The organism is Asanoa ferruginea, assembly GCF_003387075.1.
Lineage (GTDB): Bacteria > Actinomycetota > Actinomycetes > Mycobacteriales > Micromonosporaceae > Asanoa > Asanoa ferruginea.
In genome coordinates this window covers 8,796,389-8,817,886 of sequence record NZ_QUMQ01000001.1, presented here as the reverse complement: position 1 = coordinate 8,817,886, position 21,498 = coordinate 8,796,389, and the positions used below count along the sequence as shown (strand labels likewise).

General features: G+C 71.7%; 15 protein-coding genes. 9 read left to right on the top strand and 6 right to left on the bottom strand.

From position 1 onward, the window contains the following. The first annotated feature begins 5 nt into the window (after nucleotides 1-5). Together DFJ67_RS40990 and DFJ67_RS40985 are read left to right on the top strand one after the other, a co-directional pair. Nucleotides 6-1,430 carry a flavin-containing monooxygenase gene (locus tag DFJ67_RS40990; RefSeq protein WP_116074985.1) on the top strand — a complete coding sequence of 475 codons (1,425 nt, stop codon included), beginning with the start codon at nucleotides 6-8 and terminating at the stop codon, nucleotides 1,428-1,430. Next, complete coding sequence (locus DFJ67_RS40985) at nucleotides 1,427-2,233, top strand: alpha/beta hydrolase (RefSeq protein ID WP_116074983.1); 807 nt, start codon at nucleotides 1,427-1,429, stop codon at nucleotides 2,231-2,233. Before DFJ67_RS40990 ends, DFJ67_RS40985 begins: the two co-directional genes overlap by 4 nt. A 21-nt stretch (nucleotides 2,234-2,254) precedes the next feature. On the opposite strand, the gene DFJ67_RS40980 is transcribed toward DFJ67_RS40985, so the two are convergent. After that, on the bottom strand, nucleotides 2,255-5,662 hold the full coding sequence (locus tag DFJ67_RS40980; RefSeq protein ID WP_116074981.1) for a galactose-binding domain-containing protein: 3,408 nt from the start codon (nucleotides 5,660-5,662) through the stop codon (nucleotides 2,255-2,257). Nucleotides 5,663-5,845: 183 nt separating this feature from the next. Between DFJ67_RS40980 and DFJ67_RS40975 the strand changes: the two genes are divergently transcribed. Next, on the top strand, nucleotides 5,846-7,195 hold the full coding sequence (locus DFJ67_RS40975; RefSeq protein ID WP_409362914.1) for a GH1 family beta-glucosidase: 1,350 nt from the start codon (nucleotides 5,846-5,848) through the stop codon (nucleotides 7,193-7,195). Here the strand turns inward: DFJ67_RS40975 and DFJ67_RS40970 are convergent. Both DFJ67_RS40970 and DFJ67_RS40965 read right to left on the bottom strand, forming a co-directional pair. After that, nucleotides 7,192-8,604, bottom strand: coding sequence for an alpha,alpha-trehalose-phosphate synthase (UDP-forming) (locus DFJ67_RS40970; RefSeq protein ID WP_116074977.1), 1,413 nt, complete (start codon nucleotides 8,602-8,604; stop codon nucleotides 7,192-7,194). The genes DFJ67_RS40975 and DFJ67_RS40970 overlap by 4 nt on opposite strands. Before the next feature lie 1,732 nt (nucleotides 8,605-10,336). Further along, a complete protein-coding gene (locus DFJ67_RS40965) occupies nucleotides 10,337-11,176 on the bottom strand; it encodes a DUF308 domain-containing protein (protein WP_116074975.1) in 840 nt (279 codons plus the stop codon). A 161-nt stretch (nucleotides 11,177-11,337) separates the two neighbouring features. On the opposite strand from DFJ67_RS40965, the gene DFJ67_RS40960 reads away from it, so the two are divergent. Further along, on the top strand, nucleotides 11,338-12,057 hold the full coding sequence (locus DFJ67_RS40960; RefSeq protein ID WP_116074972.1) for a lysophospholipid acyltransferase family protein: 720 nt from the start codon (nucleotides 11,338-11,340) through the stop codon (nucleotides 12,055-12,057). 67 nt (nucleotides 12,058-12,124) lie between these two features. On the opposite strand, the gene DFJ67_RS40955 is transcribed toward DFJ67_RS40960, so the two are convergent. Next, entirely contained in the window at nucleotides 12,125-15,664 is a 3,540-nt protein-coding gene (locus DFJ67_RS40955) for an ATP-binding protein (protein WP_239097187.1), read from the bottom strand. A 151-nt stretch (nucleotides 15,665-15,815) separates the two neighbouring features. Here DFJ67_RS40955 and DFJ67_RS40950 point away from each other — a divergent pair, with 151 nt between their 5' ends. Beyond that, entirely contained in the window at nucleotides 15,816-16,124 is a 309-nt protein-coding gene (locus DFJ67_RS40950; protein WP_116074970.1) for a hypothetical protein, read from the top strand. 51 nt (nucleotides 16,125-16,175) lie between these two features. On the opposite strand, the gene DFJ67_RS40945 is transcribed toward DFJ67_RS40950, so the two are convergent. After that, nucleotides 16,176-16,868, bottom strand: a complete 693-nt coding sequence (locus DFJ67_RS40945) for a Crp/Fnr family transcriptional regulator (RefSeq protein WP_116074968.1) — start codon at nucleotides 16,866-16,868, stop codon at nucleotides 16,176-16,178. 298 nt (nucleotides 16,869-17,166) lie between these two features. On the opposite strand from DFJ67_RS40945, the gene DFJ67_RS40940 reads away from it, so the two are divergent. Next, complete coding sequence (locus tag DFJ67_RS40940; protein ID WP_116074966.1) at nucleotides 17,167-18,039, top strand: phosphotransferase enzyme family protein; 873 nt, start codon at nucleotides 17,167-17,169, stop codon at nucleotides 18,037-18,039. Here DFJ67_RS40940 and DFJ67_RS40935 read toward each other — a convergent pair. Further along, nucleotides 18,036-18,866: a DUF1028 domain-containing protein gene (locus tag DFJ67_RS40935; protein ID WP_116074964.1), complete on the bottom strand. Its 831-nt coding sequence runs from the start codon at nucleotides 18,864-18,866 to the stop codon at nucleotides 18,036-18,038. The genes DFJ67_RS40940 and DFJ67_RS40935 overlap by 4 nt on opposite strands. A 50-nt stretch (nucleotides 18,867-18,916) precedes the next feature. Here DFJ67_RS40935 and DFJ67_RS40930 point away from each other — a divergent pair, with 50 nt between their 5' ends. The 3 genes from DFJ67_RS40930 to proC all read left to right on the top strand — a co-directional run bounded on the left by DFJ67_RS40930 (nucleotide 18,917) and on the right by proC (nucleotide 21,463). After that, nucleotides 18,917-19,423, top strand: a complete 507-nt coding sequence (locus DFJ67_RS40930; RefSeq protein WP_116077248.1) for a polyadenylate-specific 3'-exoribonuclease AS — start codon at nucleotides 18,917-18,919, stop codon at nucleotides 19,421-19,423. A 174-nt stretch (nucleotides 19,424-19,597) separates the two neighbouring features. Continuing rightward, nucleotides 19,598-20,626, top strand: a complete 1,029-nt coding sequence (locus tag DFJ67_RS40925; RefSeq protein WP_116074963.1) for a 6-phosphofructokinase — start codon at nucleotides 19,598-19,600, stop codon at nucleotides 20,624-20,626. 24 nt (nucleotides 20,627-20,650) lie between these two features. Continuing rightward, a complete protein-coding gene (gene proC / locus DFJ67_RS40920; RefSeq protein WP_116074960.1) occupies nucleotides 20,651-21,463 on the top strand; it encodes a pyrroline-5-carboxylate reductase in 813 nt (270 codons plus the stop codon). The last annotated feature ends 35 nt before the right edge of the window (nucleotides 21,464-21,498 follow it).

Below are 21,498 nucleotides of genomic sequence, written 5' to 3'. Positions count from 1 at the left end.
GCACGGTGTCCTCCCCCTCCACGGCCAACCAGCGCTTCGACCCTTCCACCACGCTCTGGCGTGACGGCCGCCCGGTCTACGACCGCCGCGACACCGTCTGCGTCATCGGTGCCGGCGCCAGCGGGCTCGCCGCCGTCAAGAACCTGCGCGAGCACGGGTTCGGCGTCGACTGCTACGAGCGGGAGACCAGCGTCGGTGGGGCGTGGAACTGGCGGCACGACCGCAGCCCGGTCTACGCCAGCACCCACCTGATCTCGTCGAAGCCGTTCACCCAGTTCCCCGACTTCCCGATGCCGGACACCTGGCCGGACTACCCGCACCACAGCCAGTTGCTGTCCTACCTGGAGCGCTACGCCGACCACTTCGACCTCAAGCCGCACGTCTGGTTCGGCACCGAGGTGGTCAAGGTCGAGCCGGCCGACGACTCGACCTGGGACGTGACCACCCGTAGCAGCGGCGGCTACGGCTCCGAGCGCACCCACCGCTACCTGGCCGTGGTGGTGGCCAACGGGCACAACTGGGCGCCCAAGGTGCCGACCTACGAGGGCATCGACGAGTTCCGCGGCCAGACCATGCACGCGTCGGCACACAAAGACGCCAAAAAGTTCCCTGGCCGCAAGGTGCTGGTGGTCGGCGGCGGCAACACCGGCTGCGACATCGCGGTCGAGGCGGCCACGGCCGCGAGCCAGACCTGGCACTCGACCCGGCGCGGCTACTGGTACCTGCCGAAATACCTGCTCGGCCGCCCCACCGACCAGGTCAACGACCGGATGCTGGCGGCCGGCCTGCCGCTCGGGATGCGGCAGTGGCTGGCCGCCCGCACGCTGCGGCTGACCGTCGGCGACCAGACCCGGTTCGGGCTGCCCAAGCCCGACCACAAGGTCTTCGAGACCCACCCGATCGCCAACAGCCAGCTGATCTACCACCTCGGCCACGGCACGATCACGCCCGTGCCCGACATCCGCCGCTTCCACCGCGGCTCGGTCGAGCTCACCGACGGCCGGCACATCGAGCCCGACGTGGTCGTGTTCGCCACCGGCTACCTGCCCCGCTTCGAGTTCCTCGCACCGGAGATCCTCGGCGCCGACGAGCACGGCCGGCCCACCCTCTACCTGCACGCGTTCCCCCGCGAGCACCCGACCCTCGCGGTCGCCGGCCTGCTGCAACCCGACTCGGGGCTGTTCCCGCTGGTGCACTGGCAGACCGTGCTGATCGCCAGCTGGCTGCGGCTGCGCGACCGCGACCTTGAACGGGCGGCGGCGTTCTGGTCGCGGGCCTCGGCCGACGTGGGCAAGCGCTGGAATCGGGCCCGGGTCAAGGACTCCACCCGGCACTGGTTCGAGATCAACCATCTCGACTACCTGAAGGCGCTGCAAGGTGCCCTCGACGAGCTGACCCCGGCGACCGCGACGGCAAGGAGCGGGCGATGAGCGTGCGGATCATCCGAACCCAGGACTGGGCCGACCCGGTCCCGCCGGCCCGCCGTGAGGTGCGCACCGCGACGCCGGAACTGCCCGACGACACCAAGCCGCCGGTGCTGTTCGTCCCCGGCTTCGGGCACGGCGCGTGGGCCTACGCCGAGCACTGGATGGAGCACGCCGCCGGGCGCGGTTTCGCGGTGCACGCGGTCAGCCCGCGCGGCCACGGCGGCAGCGAGCCGGCGCCGCGCGCGACGCTGCGGGCCTACGCCCACGACGTGGTCCAGGTCGCGGCCGCCCTGCCGCACCAGGCGGTGCTGGTCGGCCACGGCGCCGGCGCGCTGGTGGTGGCGCACGCGCTGGCCCGCTACCCGGCGCGGGCCGGTGTGCTGGCCGCCCCGGTGTTCGGCGGCTGGGCGACGCTCGGCCTGGCGCTGCGCCGCAACCTGTTCGGCACGCTCCCGGCGGCGTTCGGTGGCCGGCTGCGGCTGACCCGGCGGCAGCTCTTCAGCCGCGACCTGCCGGACCCGGCCGCACGCGGCTACCTGGGCCGGATCGGCCACGCCTCGGCCCGCGCCCAGTGGGAGTTGTTGCGCGCCCGCCCGCCGGAGCAGCCGGTCGGTGACCCGCCGGTGCTGGTGGTGGGCACGCCCGACGACCGGGTCGTGCCGCGCACCGCCCTCGACAACGTGGCCCGCCGTTACGGCGGCGCGCCGCTGCTGTTCCCCGGCATGGGCCACGACCTGATGCTCGACGCCCGCTGGCAGGAACCGCTCGACGCGATCCTCGACTGGCTGGAGAAGGGCGACCACTGAGGCCGCCCTTCCCCGAGAACGTCACCGATAGATGCCGAACTCCCAGAGCGAGTAGCCGTACGCGGTGGCGCGCGTCTGCCCGTTCATCCGGACATACCGCCCGGTCCCGTTGACCACGAGGTCGTCGAAACCGCCGTTGCCCGACGTTGTCGCGTACACCGTGGTCCAGTTTGTCCCGTCGTTGGAGGTCTGCAGCTGATAGCCGGAGGCGTAGGCCGCCTCCCACGCCAACTGCACGCGGTTGAAGGACTGCACCGAGCCGAGGTCGACCTGCACCCACGCCGTCGGCACCCACTCGCTGGCCCAGCGGGTGTTGTAGTCGCCGTCGACGGCGTACGCCGGCAGCTGTGGTCCGTTTGTTCCTGTCGGTTGGTAGGTCGAGGCGGTCACCGGCCGGCCGCGGGCGATATTGGTGCCCGGGACCGTCGGCGGCACGACCTTGAACGAGCGCTGCTCGATGCCCACGTTGCCCTGGCCGTCGAACGCGTAGACGTAGACCTTCCAGACGCCGAGTTGCTCGGGCGCGCGGACCGAGAACTGGCCGTTGCCGGTCTCGGTGAACGTGACGTTGGAGAAGCCAGTGCCCCCGGTGACGTACTTGTTGCTGAACATCAGGTTGTAGCGGATCAGGTCGCCCTGCGGGTCGGTCGCCGCGACCGAGACCGGGAACGTGCCACCCGCCGGCACCGCCGTCTGCGAGCCGACCGTCATGGTGCTGATCTCCGGTGGCGTGTTGGCCGACGGCTGGCCGGTGTAGGCCTGCCGCAACGCGTGGAAGCCGAGCCGCCGCCAGCCGCCGGTCGTCACGTTGAGCCAGACGCCGCCGAAGTCGTTCTCCAGTCCATAGTGGAACTCGGTGGCGCCGAGCGCGACGCCCGGATGCGACTTGATGGCCGCCCAACTCGCCGTGTAGCCGGCGCGCTTGGCCAGGTCGCTGGGCTCGTTGGGCACCCCGTTGACGTCGTTGGGCACCTCCCACTCGCCGTCGGGCCCGGCCTCGGTGACGATGTAGGGCTTGGTGTAGCCGCCCGCGATCCAGTCGCCCTTGACGCCACCGATGGCGCCGTAGGAGTTGACCGCGAGCAGGTCCAGGGCCGGCGAGTAGGGCTTGTAGTAGGTCCAGGCGTGCGTGTAGGCGTCGGTCGAGGTGACCGGGTGGTTCGGGTCAGCGGCATGGATCGCCACGGCGACCTCGTTGACGAATTTCGCGTACGCCACCCGCCGCGCCTCGACCACGTCGGCCGCGAGGCCGTGGTCCTGCATGGTCAGGATCACCTCGTTGCCGACGTCCCACATCAGCACGCCCGGCTTGCCCTTGAGCGCGTTGACCCGGGCCACGATCTCGGCCTTGACCGAGTTCTTGTACGCCGTGTCGTTGACATAGTCGGCGCCCTGGTTGAGCCAGTGCCCGACGATCACCTTGACCCCGTGCCGGGCGGCCGTGTCGAGCAGCACCGGCGTCTGCGCGTCGTCGACACCCCAGGTCCGGATGGTGTTGACGCCCGCGTTGGCGAGGTCGCGCAGGTAGCCGTCGGCGGCACCCTGCGGCGGGCCGTAGGTGAGCCCGCGCACCTCCCACAGCGCACCGTTGACCTGGAGTTGCCAGTTGCCCTGGGTGCCGGTGACCCGCACGACGCTCGGCCCGGCCGGGATCGCCGGGTCGGTCATCGCCGGCGGCGTCGTGCCGGTGGCCCGGGCGACGGTGACCGAGTCGACGCTGAGCACGCCGCCCGAGGTGGTGTCCGGCGTCGGGACGGTGATGCCGGCGATGCCACTGGGGTAGAGCCCGCCGATGGCCAGGTCAAACCGCAGATAGAAGCCATGGTGTACGGCGGCATTCCAGGCCGTGACACCCACCTGGCTCTCCCGCACGACCCAGGTCTGCCGCCCGTCGAGGTAGAACCGGATCTCCTCGTCGGTCTTCGTGCGGTCGATCACCTGGCTGTATTCGTGGTAGCCGGTCTGGCAGCCGGAGCACGACGCCAGCCCGCTGGTGCGGCCGTTGTATTCGGCGCAGGGGCCGTCGGGCGCGGTGCCGCAGTGCAGCGTCTGCGACAACTGGTTGCGGCCGTTGACGCCGCTCATGATGTCGGTCTCGCCGATGCCCGGCCAGTTGGTGAAGTTGCCCCGGAACGCGGCACCGGTGGCCCGGAACGCCGGCCAGTAGCCGAGCCCGTTGGCCACATCGGGCTGCTTGAGCACGGCGCTGAACCGGGTGAGCTGGCCCGCCTGCGGCGCGAAGTCGGCCCGCTGGGTCTCGATCCGGCCGGAGGTCCAGTTGCCGGCGCCGTCCTTCGTGGCCCGGATCGAGAGCCGGCCTGCGCCGTCGAGGCCGACGTTGCTGGTGGACGCGCTGGCCGTCTCGACCGAGCCGGTGCCCCAGTTGGCCGCGCCGCCGGGATACTGCGTGCCGGTGCGCAGCAGCCAGTTGGCGGCCGACGGCGAGGTGTTGGCGGCGCCGGTGAAGTCGTCGCTCCAGACCGTCTGCCAGGTGCCGGGGTCGGGGTCCGGTGGTGGCGTGGTGCCGCCGGTGGTAAAGACCTTGAGCTCCCACAGCGAGTAGCCGTAGCCGGACCCGCGCGCGGTGCCGTACATCCGGAGGTAGCGCCCGGTGCCGGTCACGTTGAGCGTCTGCGTGCCGCCGGCGCCGGTCGTCGTCGTGTAGATGTCGGTCCAGGCGTTTCCGTCGGGCGAGGTCTGTAGCTGGAACGCGCGACCGTAGGCGCCTTCCCACTGCAACACGACCTGGCAGATGCTCTGGCTGGAGCCGAGGTCGACCCGGATCCACTGTGGATCGGCGAAGAGGCTCGACCAGCGGGTGCCGGCGTCGCCGTCGACGGCCATGCTCGCCGCGACCCCGGCGCCCTCGACGGAGGAGGCGGTCGCCGGGCGGCCCTGCGCGGCGTTGGCGGTGCCGCAGTTTTGTGGCGGCGGGTTGCTGCCGCCGAAGGTGCCGTGCACCTGGAACTCCCACAGGGAGTAGCCGTAGCCGCTGTTGCGGACGGTGCCGTACATCCGGACGTAGCGGCCCGATCCGGTGACCGGCAGCGTCTGGACGCCGCCCGGCCCGGTCGTGGTGGTGTAGATGTCGGTCCAGGTGGTGCCGTTGGCCGAGGTCTGGAGCTGGAACGCCTTGGCCGAGGCGCCCTCCCAGTTGAGGGTGATCTGGGTGATGGTGGCGGTCGCGCCGAGGTCGACCTGGATCCACTGGGGATCCGACCAGGCCGAGCCCCAGCGGGTGCCGGCGTTGCCGTCGACGGCGGCCGCGGCGGACAGGTCGGCGCCCTGCGCGGACGACGCCGTAGCGGGTTTGCCCTGGGAGATGACGGCGTCGGCGGCGCTGGCCGGCGACGCGACGACCGCCACCGAGGCGATGACGAGCGCGCCGGCCGCGACGGCCGCGAACAGGCGGGACGGGCGGGGGTTCACAGGTGCCCTGCCTTTCGGAGTGGGGACGGGACTCCGTTGGAGAGCGCTCTCCAGACGTTGGCAGTGTTGCGCCACCGTTTCATCGATGTCAAGCCATGTGTTGCTTGACAGGCGTACTTGGCGTGCCGGAACCTGGATGCGGTTGGAGAGCGCTCTCCAGAGAGGTGGTCCGGTTTGGACACGATCGCGGTGCCCGCGGCGCAGGCCGAGGTCGGATTGCGGTTCCCGCCCACGTTCTGGTGGGGAGCGGCCACGGCCGCCTACCAGATCGAGGGCGCCGTGACCGAAGACGGCCGGGTGCCGTCGATCTGGGACACCTTCGCGGCCCGGCCCGGTGCGATCGCCAACGGCGACACCGGCGAGCGGGCGACCGACCACTACCACCGGTGGGCCGACGACGTGGCCCTGATGGGTTCCCTCGGGCTCAACGCCTACCGGTTCTCGGTGGCCTGGCCGCGCGCCGCCAACCTCGACTTCTACGACCGCCTCGTCGACGCGCTGCTGGCCCGGGGCATCCGCCCGGTCGCCACGCTCTACCACTGGGACCTGCCGCAGTGGGTGGAAGACGCCGGCGGCTGGGCCAACCGCGACACCGCCTACCGGTTCGCCGAGCACGCCGGTCTCGTCGGTGCCCGCCTCGGCGACCGGGTCGCGATGTGGAACACGCTCAACGAGCCGTGGTGCTCGGCGTTCCTCGGGCACGGCATCGGCGTGCACGCGCCCGGCCGCCGCGACGACCCCTTCGTCGCCGCACACCACCTGCTGCTGGCGCACGGGCTCGCGGTGCCGGTGCTGCGCGGTGCGTCACCCGGTGCGACGGTCGGCATCGCGCTCAACGCCGGCACGGTGCGGCCGGTGACCGACGCCGACGCCGATGTCGACGCGGCCCGGCGGATCGACGGCCTGCTCAACCGGATCTTCTTCGACCCGCTGTTGCGCGGCAGCTATCCCGCCGACGTCGTGGCCGACACGTCGCCGTTCACCGACTGGGGCTTCGTCCAGGCCGACGACCTCGCGACGATCAGCGCGCCGATCGACGCGATCGGGGTCAACTACTACCAGCCCGACCTGGTCGGCGCCGCCGCGTCGCCGGTCGACGACGGCAGCCCGTATCCGACCGGTGGGCAGGTGGTGCATCACCCCGTGCCCAGCCCGGTGACCGACATGGGCTGGCCGATCGACCCGACCGGGCTGCGCGACATGCTGGTGCGGGTGACCACCGACTACGGACCGATTCCGTTGTACGTGACGGAGAACGGCGCGGCCTTCACCGACACGGTGGTCGACGGGCGGGTGGCCGACCCGGCGCGGATCGACTATCTGCGTGGCCACCTGACCGCCGCGCACGAGGCGATCGCGGCCGGAGTCGACCTGCGCGGCTATTTCGCCTGGTCGCTGCTCGACAACTTCGAGTGGGCGTTCGGCTATGGCAAGCGCTTCGGGCTCGTACACGTCGATTATCGGAATTTTGCCCGGACGCCGAAGGACAGCGCCCTCTGGTATCGCGACGTGATCCGCCGCGGTGGCCTCTAGGTCGTCAGCCGGGCGGCCAGGCCGCCGGTGCGGTCGAGGGCGAGCAGGTAGCTGCGGGCCCAGGCCCGGATGTCGTGCACCCGCAGGTGTTCGCGCATCGCCCGCATGCGTTCCTCGACGTCGTCGGGGGCGGCCTTCATCGCGTCCATCAGCACCGCTTTGAGCCCGTCGAGGTCGTGCGGGTTGCACAGGTAGGCCTGCGGAAACTCGGCCGCGGCGCCGGCGAACTCGCTGAGCACCAGCGCGCCGGTGTCGTCGACCCGGGACGCGACATATTCCTTGGCGACCAGATTCATCCCGTCGCGCAGCGGGGTGACCGCCATGATGTTGGCGACCCGGTAGAGCGCGGCCAACTCGGCCCGGTCGAACGGCTGGTTGAGATAGTGGATGGCCGGCTCGCCGACCCGCCCGTATTCCCCGTTGATCCGGCCGACCTCGCGCTCGACCCGCTCGCGCAGCGCCTTGTATTGCTCGACCCGCTCCCGGCTCGGCACGGCCACCTGCACCATCACCGCGTCGCGGACCTTGATCTGGCCACTGTCGAGCAGCTCGCTGTAGGCCTTCAACCGCTGCTCGATGCCCTTGGTGTAATCCATCCGGTCGACGGACAGAATCACGTGCTTCGGGTCGCCGAGGTCGGCGCGCAGCCGCCGGGCCCGGGCGACGACCGCCGGGCTCGCCGCGAGCGACTCCATGTCGGCGGTGTCGATCGAGACGGGGAACGCACCGACCCGCACGATCCGGTCGTCGATCGCGATCCGCCGGTCGCTGGCCTGCAACCCGAGCACCTTGACGCAGAGCTGGGCGAAGTTGTGCGCGGCCTGCGCCCGCTGGAACCCGACCAGGTCGGCGCCGAGCATCCCGCGCAGCAACTCGGCCCGGCGGGGGAGCTGCATGAACAGCTCCGGCGGCGGGAACGGCACGTGCATGAAGAACCCGATGGTCAGGTCGGGCCGCAGTTCACGCAGGATCCCCGGAACGAGCTGCAGGTGGTAATCCTGAACCCAGACCACGGCGCCCGGCTCGGCCAACGCGGCGGCGGCCTCGGCGTAGCGCTGGTTGATCAGCTGGTAGGCCTCCCACCAGCGCCGGTGGTAGACGGGCTGCTCGACCGCGTCGTGGTAGAGCGGCCACAGCGTGGCGTTGGCGAACCCTTCGTAGTGCTCGGCGATGTCTTCGGTGCTCAGCGGCACCGAGTGCATGTGGACGCCGTCGATGTCAGGGACCTGGCGCGCCGGCCCGGTCTGCCCGGCCCACCCGACCCAGGTCGCGGGACTGCGGCGCAGGATCGGATGCAGGGCACTGACCAGCCCACCCGGCGACCGCCGCCACTCACAGGCGCCATCGGGCGCGATGCTGTCATCGACGGGCAGGCGATGTGCGACGACGACGAAGGCGCTTCTACGCATGGGGCAGCAGGCTCCGCTCAGCGGTGGCGAGGGGTTTCGTCACCATTCCTACTGACGCCACGTTACGCGACGATTACCAACGGGCGTGTCGCGGGTGACCTGAGTGTCCTATTTGTACAGGATGGAGGATTTGGCTTCGGTTGGGTCGTCTGCTTTCGCTTGTTTTTTGGTTGCGGTTGAGGTCCGGGGAGGGTGTCATGCGCTGGAGCTACGGGCTGGGGGTGAGCGCTTTTACGCTCCAGCGCATGACACCCTCCCCGGACCTGACCTACTCACCGGGCGCTTCCGCGATCACGGTTCGGGGGACACAGTCCACTGGGTGATGTCCGCTGTGGGATATCCGCGGTGGCTCAGCCCGGTGGGCACGCCACCCGCCGAACTCCCCGGCGGCGTGGGTGCGATTGGTTCAGCACGCACCTGTTCGCTCGAGTTGAGTGCTGTGGGCCGGGGGTGTGTCGTGGAGGGTGGGCGACAAGTCCGAAATAACGGATGTGCGCTTCGGTCGTCCGAGATCTAGGAAAATTAGTGTTGCTATAGCAGCACTAATTTTCCTAGATCTAAAAGGCTCGCTGACAAAACGGGCAACTCCGCCCGCTATCGGCTCACCACGGGTTGGCCGACACCATCGCTTCGCGGGCCGTCGGGAGCAGGCGCGCTCCGCACACACGGCGACCAGTTCGGCCACACCGCTGCACGCAGACGGCGGCCGTCCACGCGACGCGGGAAGCCCACCGGCTGATCAGTTCGACCAAAGCGCCGCCAAGGCCAACAGCCTCAGTGGCAATGGGGTGCCCCGCGGCGCACTGGCGGCTCGCATGCCTCCGATGCGTCGCTGGAGCTCCGCCAGCGCAGCGGACCGGCACCAGGCGATCCGAGGCGGATGTCGCGCGCGCGTGGGGCAGGGTGGCGAGCGTCGCCATGCGTTGACGAGGTCGGGCGAGCGGCGTGGCGCATCGGGCAGCGCGTCGGATGCCCCGTGGGCCCGGTGCGGCCCAGTCGGCCAGTGCCGCCCAGCCAGCCACGACGGATGCTTCGCCGCGCGCACGGTGCGGTTTACGGCTGTCTCGACTGGGCTCGCGAGGTCGGCTGGGCCGATGGGGCCCGTCGTGCGGTGCGGTTGGCGGCGCGGTTGGCCGGGCTCGCGAGGTCGGCTGGGCCGATGCGGTCCGGGCTGCGGTGCGGTTGGCGGCTGTGTCGACGGGGCTCGCGCGGCCGGCCGGGCCGATGCGGCCCCACGTGCTGTGCGGTTGGCGGCGCGGTTGGCTGGGCTCGCGAGGTCGGCTGGGCCGATGCGGTCTGGGCTGCGGTGCGGTTGGCGGCTGTGTCGACGGGGCTCGCGCGGCAGGCCGGGGCCGATGCGGCCCGTCGTGCGGTGCGGTTGGCGGGGCTCGCGAGGTCGGCTGGGCCGATGCGGCCCGTTGTGCGGCGCGGTTGGTAACTGGCTCGACGGCGCTTGCGCCGTCGGCGGGGGCCGATGCGCGGCTGGCCCACCGGGCTCAGCCACCGCGGAGGTCCCACAGCGGAGGCCGACCAATGGACTGTGTCCCCCGGACCGTGATCGTGATCGCGGCCGGTGAGTGGGTCAGGTCCGGGGAGGGGGTCGTGTGCTGGAGCGTAAAAGCGCTCTCCCCCAGCCCGTAGCTCCAGCGCACGACCCCCTCCCCGGACCCAAACCGCAACCAACGACGGCCGAAGCCAGCAAACGCGGAGCCGGACCGATAGTGCGGATGGGTTAGACCCGAGCCCCGTCATCAGGGTCGAAGTCGTCGTCGCCACCATGACGGAGGCGGGAGACCAACGTGATGAAGCCGGCCAGGATGGCAAGGAAGCCGAATACCGTGACGACGGCGCGGTCGATCGGGATCAGCTCCGGGAACAGGAAGAGCACTAGGCCGCCGATGATGCCGAGCAGGCCGGCCACCGCGTATTTGGAGATGCGGGGGAGCGGCGGGGGTGGAGGCGGGGTGTAGCCCTCGTCGTCGGTGGCCTCGCCGGGCAGATCGTTGCCGAACGTATCGAGGCCGTCGAGCAGGCTCGGCCCGTCGTCGGTGCGGGGGCTGAGCGAAACGCCGGAGAAGTCGGCGGCCGACGGGCGGCGGGTCGGCGACGGCGGCAGGTCGGCGGGCCGGGTGGGGTCGGCCTGGATGGTCAGGGTGCCTGCGGTCGGGTCGGGGAGGTTCTCCGCGGCGGGCCAGGGCTGGGCCGCCGCGGGCTCGGGCTCCTTGTCGTAGCCGGCGATGATCTTGGCCCAGGCGGCCTCTACGTCGGGGTCGTGCCCGTTTGTCCGTTGCGGGGGTTCTTCCTCGGACGCCAGCTTGGCCAGGTAGCCACGGGCGGTCTCGAGGTGGGTGCTGTCGACGTAGAGCCGGTCGACCGGCCGGGGCGGCATGGTCGTGGTGCGGGTCACCGGGTTGAGGTCGGACGACGGTTGGAGATAGGCGGCGATGCCGCCGGCGCCGAGCACGTCGAGGAGGTGCTCACCGATTCTCGGGTCGACGTCGCCGGCAACGGCGAAGTCGGCCGCGTCGAGACCGTTGTCCCGCCGACCACGACGGGCGCCACCCGCAGACACCGCATCCCCTCCTCGCTGCGCGCGGGGATCGCCCACGCGCGTGCCGCCAATCGTGACACGCGCGCCGCCGGTTCCAGTAGTCCGTTGTGGCATGGCGTACGCGCTTCGTAGGCTCAATGTCGTAGCGTCAGGTCGGCGAGGTCGAGGTGGAAGGACATCGGTTGCTGTACTGGCTGCTGAAGTACGTGATCCTCGGCCCGTGGCTGCGACTGGTTTTCCGCCCGGTGGTCGAGGGTCGTGACAACGTGCCGGCGACCGGTGCCGCGATCATCGCCAGCAACCACCTGTCGTTCTCCGACTCGATCTTCATGCCGTTGATGGTTCGGCGAAAAGTCACCTTCGTGGCGAAAGCCGAGTATTTCACCGGCAAAGGGATCAAGGGTTGGCTGGTCAAGATGTTCTTCGTCGGCACCGGCACGATCCCGGTCGACCGGGCCGGCGGGCGGGCCGCGCAGGCCGCGCTCGACACCCAGCTCCGGGTGCTGCGCGCCGGCAATCTGGCGGGCATCTATCCCGAGGGCACCCGTTCGCCCGACGGTCGCCTCTACCGGGGCAAGACCGGTGTGGCGCGGCTCGCACTGCTCAGCGGTGCCCCGGTGGTGCCGGTTGTGATGCTCAACGCAGACGAGATCCAGCCGCCGGGCAAGGTCATTCCCAAGATCAAGCGGGTACGCATCCGGTTCGGCGAGCCGATCGACTTCTCCCGCTACGCGGGCATGTCCGGTGACCGGTTCGTCGAGCGGGCCGTGACCGACGAGATCATGTATGAGCTGATGGAGCTCTCCGGCCGCGAATACGTCGACATCTACGCGCAGAAGGCGAAGAACCTCGCCGCCCGGGTGCCGGCCCCGGCCGAGCCCCCGACAGCAGTAGCGGCCTAACTCGCGAGCGTCGCCTCCGGCGTGGGGGCGCCGGTCAGCCGGAGCAGTCCGGGCGCCCGGTTGCGGCCTAACTCGCCAGGGTCGCCTCGGGCGTCGGTGCCCCGGTCAGCCGGAGCAGCCCGGGCGCCCGGTTGCGGTTGGCGAACGCGCGCACCTCGGTCAGCGCCACCTCAGCCGCCGCGCTCTCGTCGGCGACCAGGAAGCTGCGGGCGGCCAGCGCGAGGGCCAGCATCCGGTCGGTGACGTCGGGAATCTGACCGTAGATGCCGGCCGCCGCGGCGTAGAGCTGGCCGGCCCGGCCGGCGTCGTCGTCGGCCGCAGCCAATGCCGCGCTGACGATCCGCAGCGCCGCCTCGGCCCACGGGGTGCGGTGGTTGACCCGGTCGAGCATGCCGCGCACCCGCACGGCCGCGGCCCGGCCGGTCAGCGCCGCCCCGAACGCCGCCGCCGAGACCCACTCGCCGCTGGCCAGTGCCGGCACCGCCGACCATGACTCGGCCAGCTCGTCGAGCAGTTCGCCGGCCTCGCCGGTGCGGCCCTGGAGGGCGCGGACCTGGGCGGTCAGCCCGAGCGTGGTCCAGCGGGGCCGGTAGAACCCGCCGGTGCGCGCGGTCGCCAGCGCGTCGCCCACGTCGTCGTTGTCGCCGACGGTCAGCACCGGCTGGTCGCGCAGCACCCGCAGGCAGGCCCGCAGGCCGCGGACCTGGATGTCCCAGCGCCCGTCGGGGGTGTCGACGAACGCGTCGGCGGCGGCCAGCAGCTTGTCGAACTCGCCGGCGAAGTAGGCCCGCATCGCCTCGCCGGAGTAGCCGGTGTTGAGCGTGTGGCCGCCCTGCACGGCGCTGGCGGCCTCGGAGAGCAGCTCCTTGGAGCGGATCCAGTCGCCCTCTTCGCTCAGCGCGTAGGCCAGGTTCTGGATCGCCCGGTTGAGTGCCAGCAGGCCGTGTGTCCGGCAGAACTCGGTCACCGCGTAGAGCTCGGCCAGCGCGCCGCGGTCGCCGGCCTGGTAGAGCGACATCGCGACGGTGATCCGGGCGTTGGTGCGGGTCTCCACGCTGCCCAGCCGCTCGGCGATGTCGGCGGCCGCGCCGGCCGCGGCGATCGCCGGGTCGCGCTCGTAGTTGAGCATGTGCAGCCGGCCCAACTCGGCGTAGGCGTCGGCCTTCTCGGTGCTGTCCGGAACGCCGTCGAACAGCTCGACCGCGCGGTCCAGGCAGGACAGGGCCGCCCGGCGGTCGGTGCGCAGCCAGGCGGCCTGGCCGAGCAGGGTCCAGGCCCGGGCCGCGCTGGCCGCGTCGTCGTGGGCGTAGAGCCGGTCGGCCAGCGTGACGAGCTGGTCGGGGCCGCCACCGGTGAGGAAGTCGGTGCGGTCGCGGTAGAACGTGATCTCGGTGCGCAGCAGCTCGAGTTGCAGCCGGCTGACCGGGTCGGACTGGTCGGCCAGGACGAGCGCGCGTTCGACGTGGTTGGCGGCCGCGTCGAGGGCGTGCAGGGCGTAGGCCCGGCGGGCGGCCCGGTGCAGCGCCTCGCGGGCCGGCGGTGCGAACGGGCTCGGGTCGACGCCGAGCGTGCGGGCGATCTCGTGAGCGGCCCAGCGGTGGTGGGCGAGCACCTCGGCCAGGTCGGTGTCGCGGCTGCGGGACAGCGCGTCGAGCCACTCGGCGGTGCGCTCGTGCCGGGCCACCCGCTCGGTGCGCGGCAGCCGCTGGTAGCAGACGTCGCGGACCAGCACGTGGCCGAACCGGAACTCCGCCTGACCGGCCATCGTGGACGCGGCCTGCTCGTGGACGAAGTCGCGCTGCTCGAGCCGGCGCAGCGACCGCTCGACCGACTCGACGTTGCGGCCCAGCGCCGCGGCGACCGCGCCCGGCCAGAACACCATGCCGACCACCGAGGCGGCGAACAGGACCGTGCGGTCCTTGGGGTCGAGCAGGTCGACGCGGTTGGCGATGACCGCGTGCACGCTGTCGGGCATCGGCAGGTCGAGCCGCTTCTCCAGCGACCAGCCCCGGCCGGACTGCCGCAGCGCGCCCTGCTCGATCAGCATCCGCACGTATTCGTGTGCGTAGAGCGGGTTGCCGTCGGCGAGCTCGACCAGCGGGCTGAGCATGTCGGCGGAGAACGCGGCCTGCCCGAACATGTGCGCGTAGAGGGTGGCGATGCCGGTCGCCCGCAGCGGCGGCAGGGTGATCGTCAGCGAGCCGCCCAGCGACCCCGCCCAGCCCGGGTCGCGGTCGGCGAGTTCAGGACGTGCGGTGCAGAGGATCAGCAGGGGTACGTCGCGGGCGGACGCGCCGAGCAGCTCGACGAACCGCAGCATGCTCTCGTCGGCCCAGTGCAGGTCTTCGAAGACCAGCACGGTCGGCCGGCGCGCGGCGAGCGCCACCAGGAACCGTCGCCAGGCGGACTCGGCCTCCTCGGCGGCGAGGCGGTTGGCCGGCAGCCCGACCAGCGGGCGCAGCGCGTCGATCAGCCGCTCGGCCTCGCCCGGCCCGACCAGCTCGGAGACGGTCTTGGTGAGCCGCTGCGCGGCGGCCGCGGCCGGGTCGGTGTCGAGGATGCCGGCCTCGGCCTTGACGATGTCGGCCAGCGCCGCGAACGCGACGTTTTCCCCGAACGGCGGGCAGCGCCCGGTGCGCCAGGTGACCGGGTCGTCGATCAGCCGCTCGGCGTGCTTGAGCAGCTCGCGGACCAGCCGGCTCTTGCCGATGCCGGCCCGGCCGAACACGGTGACCACCTGTGGCAGCTTGTCGCGCAGCGACCGGTGCAGCGCGTTGACCAGCAGGCCGAGCTCGTGCTCGCGGTCGACCAGCGGGGTGGAGTCGGGCTCCCGGTCGACGTGTGGCCGGCGGCGCGGCGCGACCGCCAGCCAGACCTCGGTCGGCGTCGAGCGGCCGCGCAGGGTGACCGCGGGCTGGTCCTGGTAGCGGACCGCGTCTTTGGTCAGCGCGTAGGTGTTGCCGCAGACCAGCACGCCGCCGGGCGGTGCGGCCGACTGCAGCCGGGACGCGGTGTTGACCACGTCGCCGGCGACGATCGCCTGCCCGCCGTCGCGGGCCGCGGCCACGTCGACCAGCGCCTCGCCGGTCGCGACGCCGACCCGGAAGCGCATGCCGCCCGCGTCGGCACCGTCGGGTGCGAAGCGGGCCAACACCCGTTGCAGCTCGAGGCCGGCGCGGACGCAGCGCAGCGGGTCGGTCTCGGTGGCGACGGGGGCGCCGAACAGCGCCATCACCGCGTCGCCGATGTATTTCTCCACCACGCCGCCGTATTGGCCGACGACCCGGCGCGCGGCCGAGAAGAAGCCGTTCTGCATCGCCCGGACCTGCTCCGGGTCGGCGCGCTCGGCGTAGGGCGTGAAGTCGATCAGGTCGACGAACAGCACGCTGACCCGGCGCCGGTCTTCCTGCTGCTCGGTGCGCGCCTCGCCGCGCGGGCCGCCGTCGCGGGCGGTGCCGCAGTTGGTGCAGAACGAGGCGTCGGCGCCGATCGGCCGGCCGCACTGACGGCAGGGTGGAGCCAGCTCCGCACCACAACCGCCACAGAACCGGTCGTTCTCGGCGGGGGTCCGGCCGCACCGGGCGCAGGCAGCGGAGATGGCGGACACTCCCTTTGCGAATCCCCATCGGTCAAGGGCTCGCAGCTTATCCAGTCAGCCGACTGTCAGGAACTGTCCTGTTGGCTAGTGGACAGTCCATAACGGCTGGCCGTGGGTAGAGTCGGCCGCGGCCGAGATCGACTCATGAAGGAGTGCTGCGATGGTTTTCGTCCGGCTTGAGAAAGACTGGACCGACGGTTCCGGTGTCGAGCACGCCGCGGGGGCGAGCGTCGACGTCGACGCCGCCACCCTGGCGCAACTACAGGCCAAGGGGATCGTGGGTGACGGTGCCGAGGCCCAGGGCTGGGTCGGCCCGACGTCGTCGCCGGAAGACGTGAAGGCGCAGGGCTGGGTCGGCCCGACGTCGTCGCCGGAAGACGTGAAGGCACAGGGGTGGGTGGGCCCGACGGCGCCGCCGAAGGACACCAAGCCGCAGGGCTGGGTCGGCCCCACGAGCACCGAGCCCTAACTCGACCGCTTTTCGTGAGGCCCCTGGCGGAAGCCGGGGGCCTCGCGCGTTTCAGCGGTCGGGCATCCCGGCGCGCCGGCGCAGGGCGGCCACGTCGGTCACGACGATCCGCCGGCCCTCGGTGCGCAGCCAGCCGCGGTTGGCGAACGAGCCGATCGCCTGGTTGACGCTCTGCCGCGAGCCGCCGGCCATCTCGGCGAGCTGGCTCTGGTTGAGCTCGATGGTGATCATCGGCGCCTGGCTCTCGCCGGCCAGCCGGACCAGCGTCTTGGCCACCCGACCGGGCAGGTCGAGGAAGACGTGGTCGGCATTCTGCTCGGTGAGGCGGCGGATCAGCGCGCCCAGCGAGCGCATCACCGCGTCGAGGATCCGCGGGTTGGAGTGCACCAGCTCCATGAACGCCGAACGCGACAGCGCGAGCGCGGTGCAGTCTTCGATGGCCTCGGCCGAGGTCGACCGGGTCGAGGCGTCCAACAGCGACACCTCGCCGAGCGTCCCGGGTGGACGGACGACGGAGAGCACGGCCCGCTCGCCGGTGGGCGCGGTGACGAACACCGCGACAGCGCCCCGGCGCAGGATGATCAGCGACTCGCCCGGGTCGTTTTCGACGAACAGCAACTGACCCTTGCGGTAGGTGCGGGGAACGGCGGCCGCGATCACCCGCTGCCGCACTTCAGGCTCAAGCCCGGCGAACAGCTCGACCCCCGTCAGAGCGTCGCCAGGATCTGGCAGGCGACCCTCCACGACCCGACCCCTCCCTAGGACACATCCCACTGACCGACCCATTAGCCGGCAACACATCAGATCATGTCGTTCCTGTCGCGTGCTGTACACCCCTCAAATCGCTTCCGTGACAGTCCCGTGTTGTCCGTTCGGGCAGGCTGAGTGCCAGACCCGCTGCTGGTAGGGGCCAATACGGGGGAACGGCGGGCCGGCAGGGGGTGGGGGCGGACCGGTCGGAAGAGATCACTGGGGGGTGTCTCTTCCGACCGTTCGCTCATTTCCGGGACGCGCACCCACCAGCGGCGGATAATTCCGCTCCGTGGCAGACGACGACTCGGTCGCGCTCGCGGCCCTGCGCGGTGGATGGCAGCACGTGCCGTCCCGCCTCGATCCCGTCTCGCTCGGCGGCACCGCGGCGACCACCTGGGTGGCCACCATCGACGGCGCGTGCCACCTGGTGACCCGGGTGCCGCTCGGCAAGCGGCTGCGGCTCGAGGCCGGGCTCACCGCCGTGCGCCATCTCGTCGAGCGCGGGCTGCCGGCCGGCGAGCCGGTCCGCACGCTGTCCGGCGCGCTGGTCGCCGACCACGATGGCGCGGCGTACGCCATGGTCCGTTGCCCTCCCGGCCGACCGCTGGTCCCGCGCGACCCGATCGACCAGCAGTGGTGGGGCGACGCGCTGGCCCGGCTGCACGCCGGAATGGACGGTTTCGCGCACGCCGGCCTGGCACCGTGGCACCGGGTCCGCGCCGACGCGCCGCATCTCGACGCCGAGCCGTGGTTGCGCCCGGCCGTCGCGAGCGCCTGCGCCGCGCTGACCCGGCTGACCGTCACCGACCGGCTCAGCTACGGGGTGCTGCACGGTCGGCCGCGCGCCGCCGCGTTCCGTCTCGATCCGGCGACGGGCCGCACCGCGGTGATCTGCTGGGGGCCGGCGGCGACCGGGCCGCTGGTCGCCGACCTCGCCGCCGCGGTCACCCACGCGCACGACGAGCCGACCGCCGAACTGGTCGAGGGCTACGCCGCCGCGGGCGCGGTGCCGCGCGACGAGATCGACGCGGCGCTGCCGGTGCTGCTCCGCTTCCACTGGGCGACCCGGGCCGACGCGGCCGCCCGCCGCCTGGCCGCCGTGCCCACCGACGAGGCCGCGCGGGCGACCTTGACAGCCGCCCGCGAGCCCCTGACGAGCTAGTCGGCCTTGCGCAGGTGCGCGAGCACCAGCGGGTCGATCTTGCCAGGCACGATGCGTTCCTCGAGGTTCTCGACGCCGGCCCAGCTCGCCAGCGCGTCGTCGAGGGTGGCGCCTTCGTGGCCGGCGGCGACCAACCGGCCGCGCACCTCCGCGGCCAGCGGGCCGTCGAGGGCGAGCAGCGTGGCCGGGTCGGGCTTGCCGAACAGCAACTCGTGCATGTGCAGCAGCCGGGCCAGCTCCGGCACCGGCTCCGCGTGATCATCGACCCGCAGGTCGACGACCACGTCGCTGGTGCCGCCGTAGCCCTCGCCCCGGGCCACCACCAGCAGCGCCGCGCTCTGCCGGCCGCGCTTGTCGCCGCCCGCCTCGTCGCCGGCCCGCAGCGCCGCGAGCAGCCGCCGGGCCAGCGGCGCGGCCGGGTCGGAGCCGAGCCAGGCCGCCTTCATCTCGTCGACCACCTCGGGACCGACCAGGATGTTGCCCTGGATGGCGAAGCCGTCGCCGGCCACACCGCCGGCCCAGTCGTGGCAGTCGGCCCCGGTGTAGGTGGCGCCGGCGCCGGTCGCACCGACCACGCCGACCTGCCGCTGCGTGCGGCCCTCGTCGGCGGCGGTCAGCCCGGCGACGACGCCGGCCGCGTCGACCCCGGTCCGCAGCAGCGCCAGCGCCTGCGGCCGGTAGGCCAGGTTGGCGTAGGACTGGGTGGCCACGGCGCCGATCTCGGCCTCGGCGGCGGGTACGGCCGCGCCGACCGCGAGGAACTTGCTGGCGACAGCGATGCCGTGGGAGTGCCCGTCGGCCGACCGCGCCACGATCGAAAACGTCATGACCGGGCACGGTAACGAATCTCCGGGTGGATGGGCCAGGATGGATGCCGATGACCTACCGCTACTTCTACGACTGTGAGTTCATCGAGGACGGCCTTACGGTCGACCTCGTGTCGATCGGTGTTGTCGATGAGCACGGCCGCGAGTTCTACGCCGTGTCCACCGAGTTCGACGACTCGCGGGCCGTGCCCTGGGTACGCCGCAACGTGCTGGACAAGTTGCCGTCCCCCTCCGACCAGGCCTGGCGCTCGCGCGAGCGGATCCGCGACGACCTCTACGAGTTCCTCGTCGCCCCGCTGCGGGCCACCTCCGGCGAGACGCTGGAGCTCTGGGCCTGGTACGCCGCCTACGACCATGTGGTGCTGGCCCAGCTCTGGGGCGCGATGCCGGCGCTGCCGCGGGCGATACCGCGGTTCACCAAGGAACTCCGGCAGCTCTGGGACGATCTGGGCAAACCGCCCTTGCCGCCGGCCGGCGCCGACCAGCACGACGCGCTCGCCGACGCCCGGCACAACCTGGCCCGCTGGAACGCCATGCGGGCACCCGCCGGACCCTGACAGTTCACCGGGTGGTGGGTGGGTCGCGCTGGTCGGCCCTCCACCCGGCGACTACAGTGCGCAGTTGGCGGCCCGCCCCGGGCCGGCAATGACGCCGATGATCGATCCTGGGGCTTTCTGGCCATGTGTGCGCCCCTTTGGGGCAAGGATCGCAATCAGGAGGATGAGCAGATCATGCGAATCGGCGTGCTTACCGGCGGCGGTGACTGTCCCGGTCTGAACGCGGTGATCCGGGCGGTCGTCCGCAAGGGCGTCTCCACGTACGGCCACGATTTCGTGGGTTTCCGTGACGGTTGGCGCGGTCCGCTGGAGGGCCTGACCATGCCCCTGGGCATCCCCGAGGTCCGCGGCATCCTGCCGCGCGGCGGCACCATCCTCGGCTCCTCCCGCACCAACCCGTTCAAGATCGAAAATGGCGTCGAGCAGATCAAGAACAACCTGCAGGCGATGAACGTCGACGCGCTGGTCGCGATCGGTGGCGAGGACACCCTCGGTGTCGCCACCAAGCTCGGCGAGCTGGGCGTGCACGTCGTCGGCGTGCCGAAGACGATCGACAACGACCTCAACGCCACCGACTACACCTTCGGCTTCGACACCGCGGTCAACATCGCGATGGAGGCCATCGACCGGCTGCACACCACTGCGGAGAGTCACCACCGCACGCTCGTCGTCGAGGTGATGGGCCGGCACGCCGGCTGGATCGCCCTGCACGCGGGCCTCGCCGGTGGCGCCAACGTGATCCTGCTGCCGGAGCGCAACTTCGACGTCGAGCAGGTCGCGGGCTACGTCGAGAAGCGCTTCCAGCACCAGTACGCGCCGATCGTCGTGGTCGCCGAGGGCGCGCAGCCGCTCGACGGCCAGATGGTGCTGCACAACCAGGAGCTCGACTCGTTCGGCCACGTCCGGCTCGGTGGCATCGGCCAGTGGCTGGCCGAGCAGCTCGAGGCGAAGACCGGCAAGGAGGCCCGCACGGTCGTCCTCGGTCACATCCAGCGCGGCGGCACGCCCACCGCGTTCGACCGGGTCCTCGCCACCCGCCTGGGCCTGCACGCGATCGACGCGGTGCACGACGGCGACTGGGGCAAGATGGTCGCCCTCCAGGGCACCGACGTCGTCCGGGTGCCGCTGATCGAGGCGACCAAGGAGCTCAAGACGGTTCCGCTGGAGCGCTACACCGAAGCGGAAGTGTTCTTCGGCAGCTGATCCACAGACGAGGGGCGGGCAGCCATGAACGACAAGACGGTCGCCGTGATCGGCGCGGGCAAGATCGGTGAGCTGATGCTCTCCGGCCTGTTGCGCGCCGGCTGGCCCGTCGACCGGCTGCTCGCCACCTCGCGCCGCCCGGAACGAGCGGAAGAACTGCGCCAGCGCTATGGCGTACGCGTGGTCGACAACCTCACCGCGGTCGCCGAGGCCGACGTGCTGGCGATCTCGGTCAAGCCGCAGGACGCCGCCACCCTGCTGGCCGACATCGGCCCCAAGGTGCCCCGCGACAAGCTGGTCATCTCGCTCTGCGCCGGCCTGCCGACCAGCTTCTTCGCCAAGCGACTGCAAGACGGCGTGCCGATCGTCAGGGTGATGACCAACACCCCGGCGCTGGTCGACGAGGCGATGACGGCCATCTCCGCCGGCCCGCACGCGACCGCTGCCCACCTGAGCCTCGCCGAAGAGATGTTCAAGCCGCTCGGCGTGACGCTGCGGGTGCCCGAGTCGCAGCAGGACGCGGTGACCGCCCTGTCCGGCTCCGGCCCGGCCTACTTTTATTTGCTGGTCGAGGCGATGGTCGACGCCGGCATCCTGCTCGGCCTGCCCCGGCAGGTGGCACACGACCTGATCGTGCAGACCGCGATCGGCTCGGCGGTGATGCTGCGCGACTCCGGGGAGCACCCGGTCAAGCTCCGCGAAGCGGTCACGTCGCCGGCCGGCACGACGATCTCGGCGATCCGCGAGTTGGAGAACCACGGCGTCCGCGCGGCCCTGCTCGCGGCCCTCGAAGCCGCCCGCGATCGGGCGCGTGAACTGGCTGAACAGAACGCCTGAACACCCTTTCGTGGAGATTCATTCACGCCGTCGAG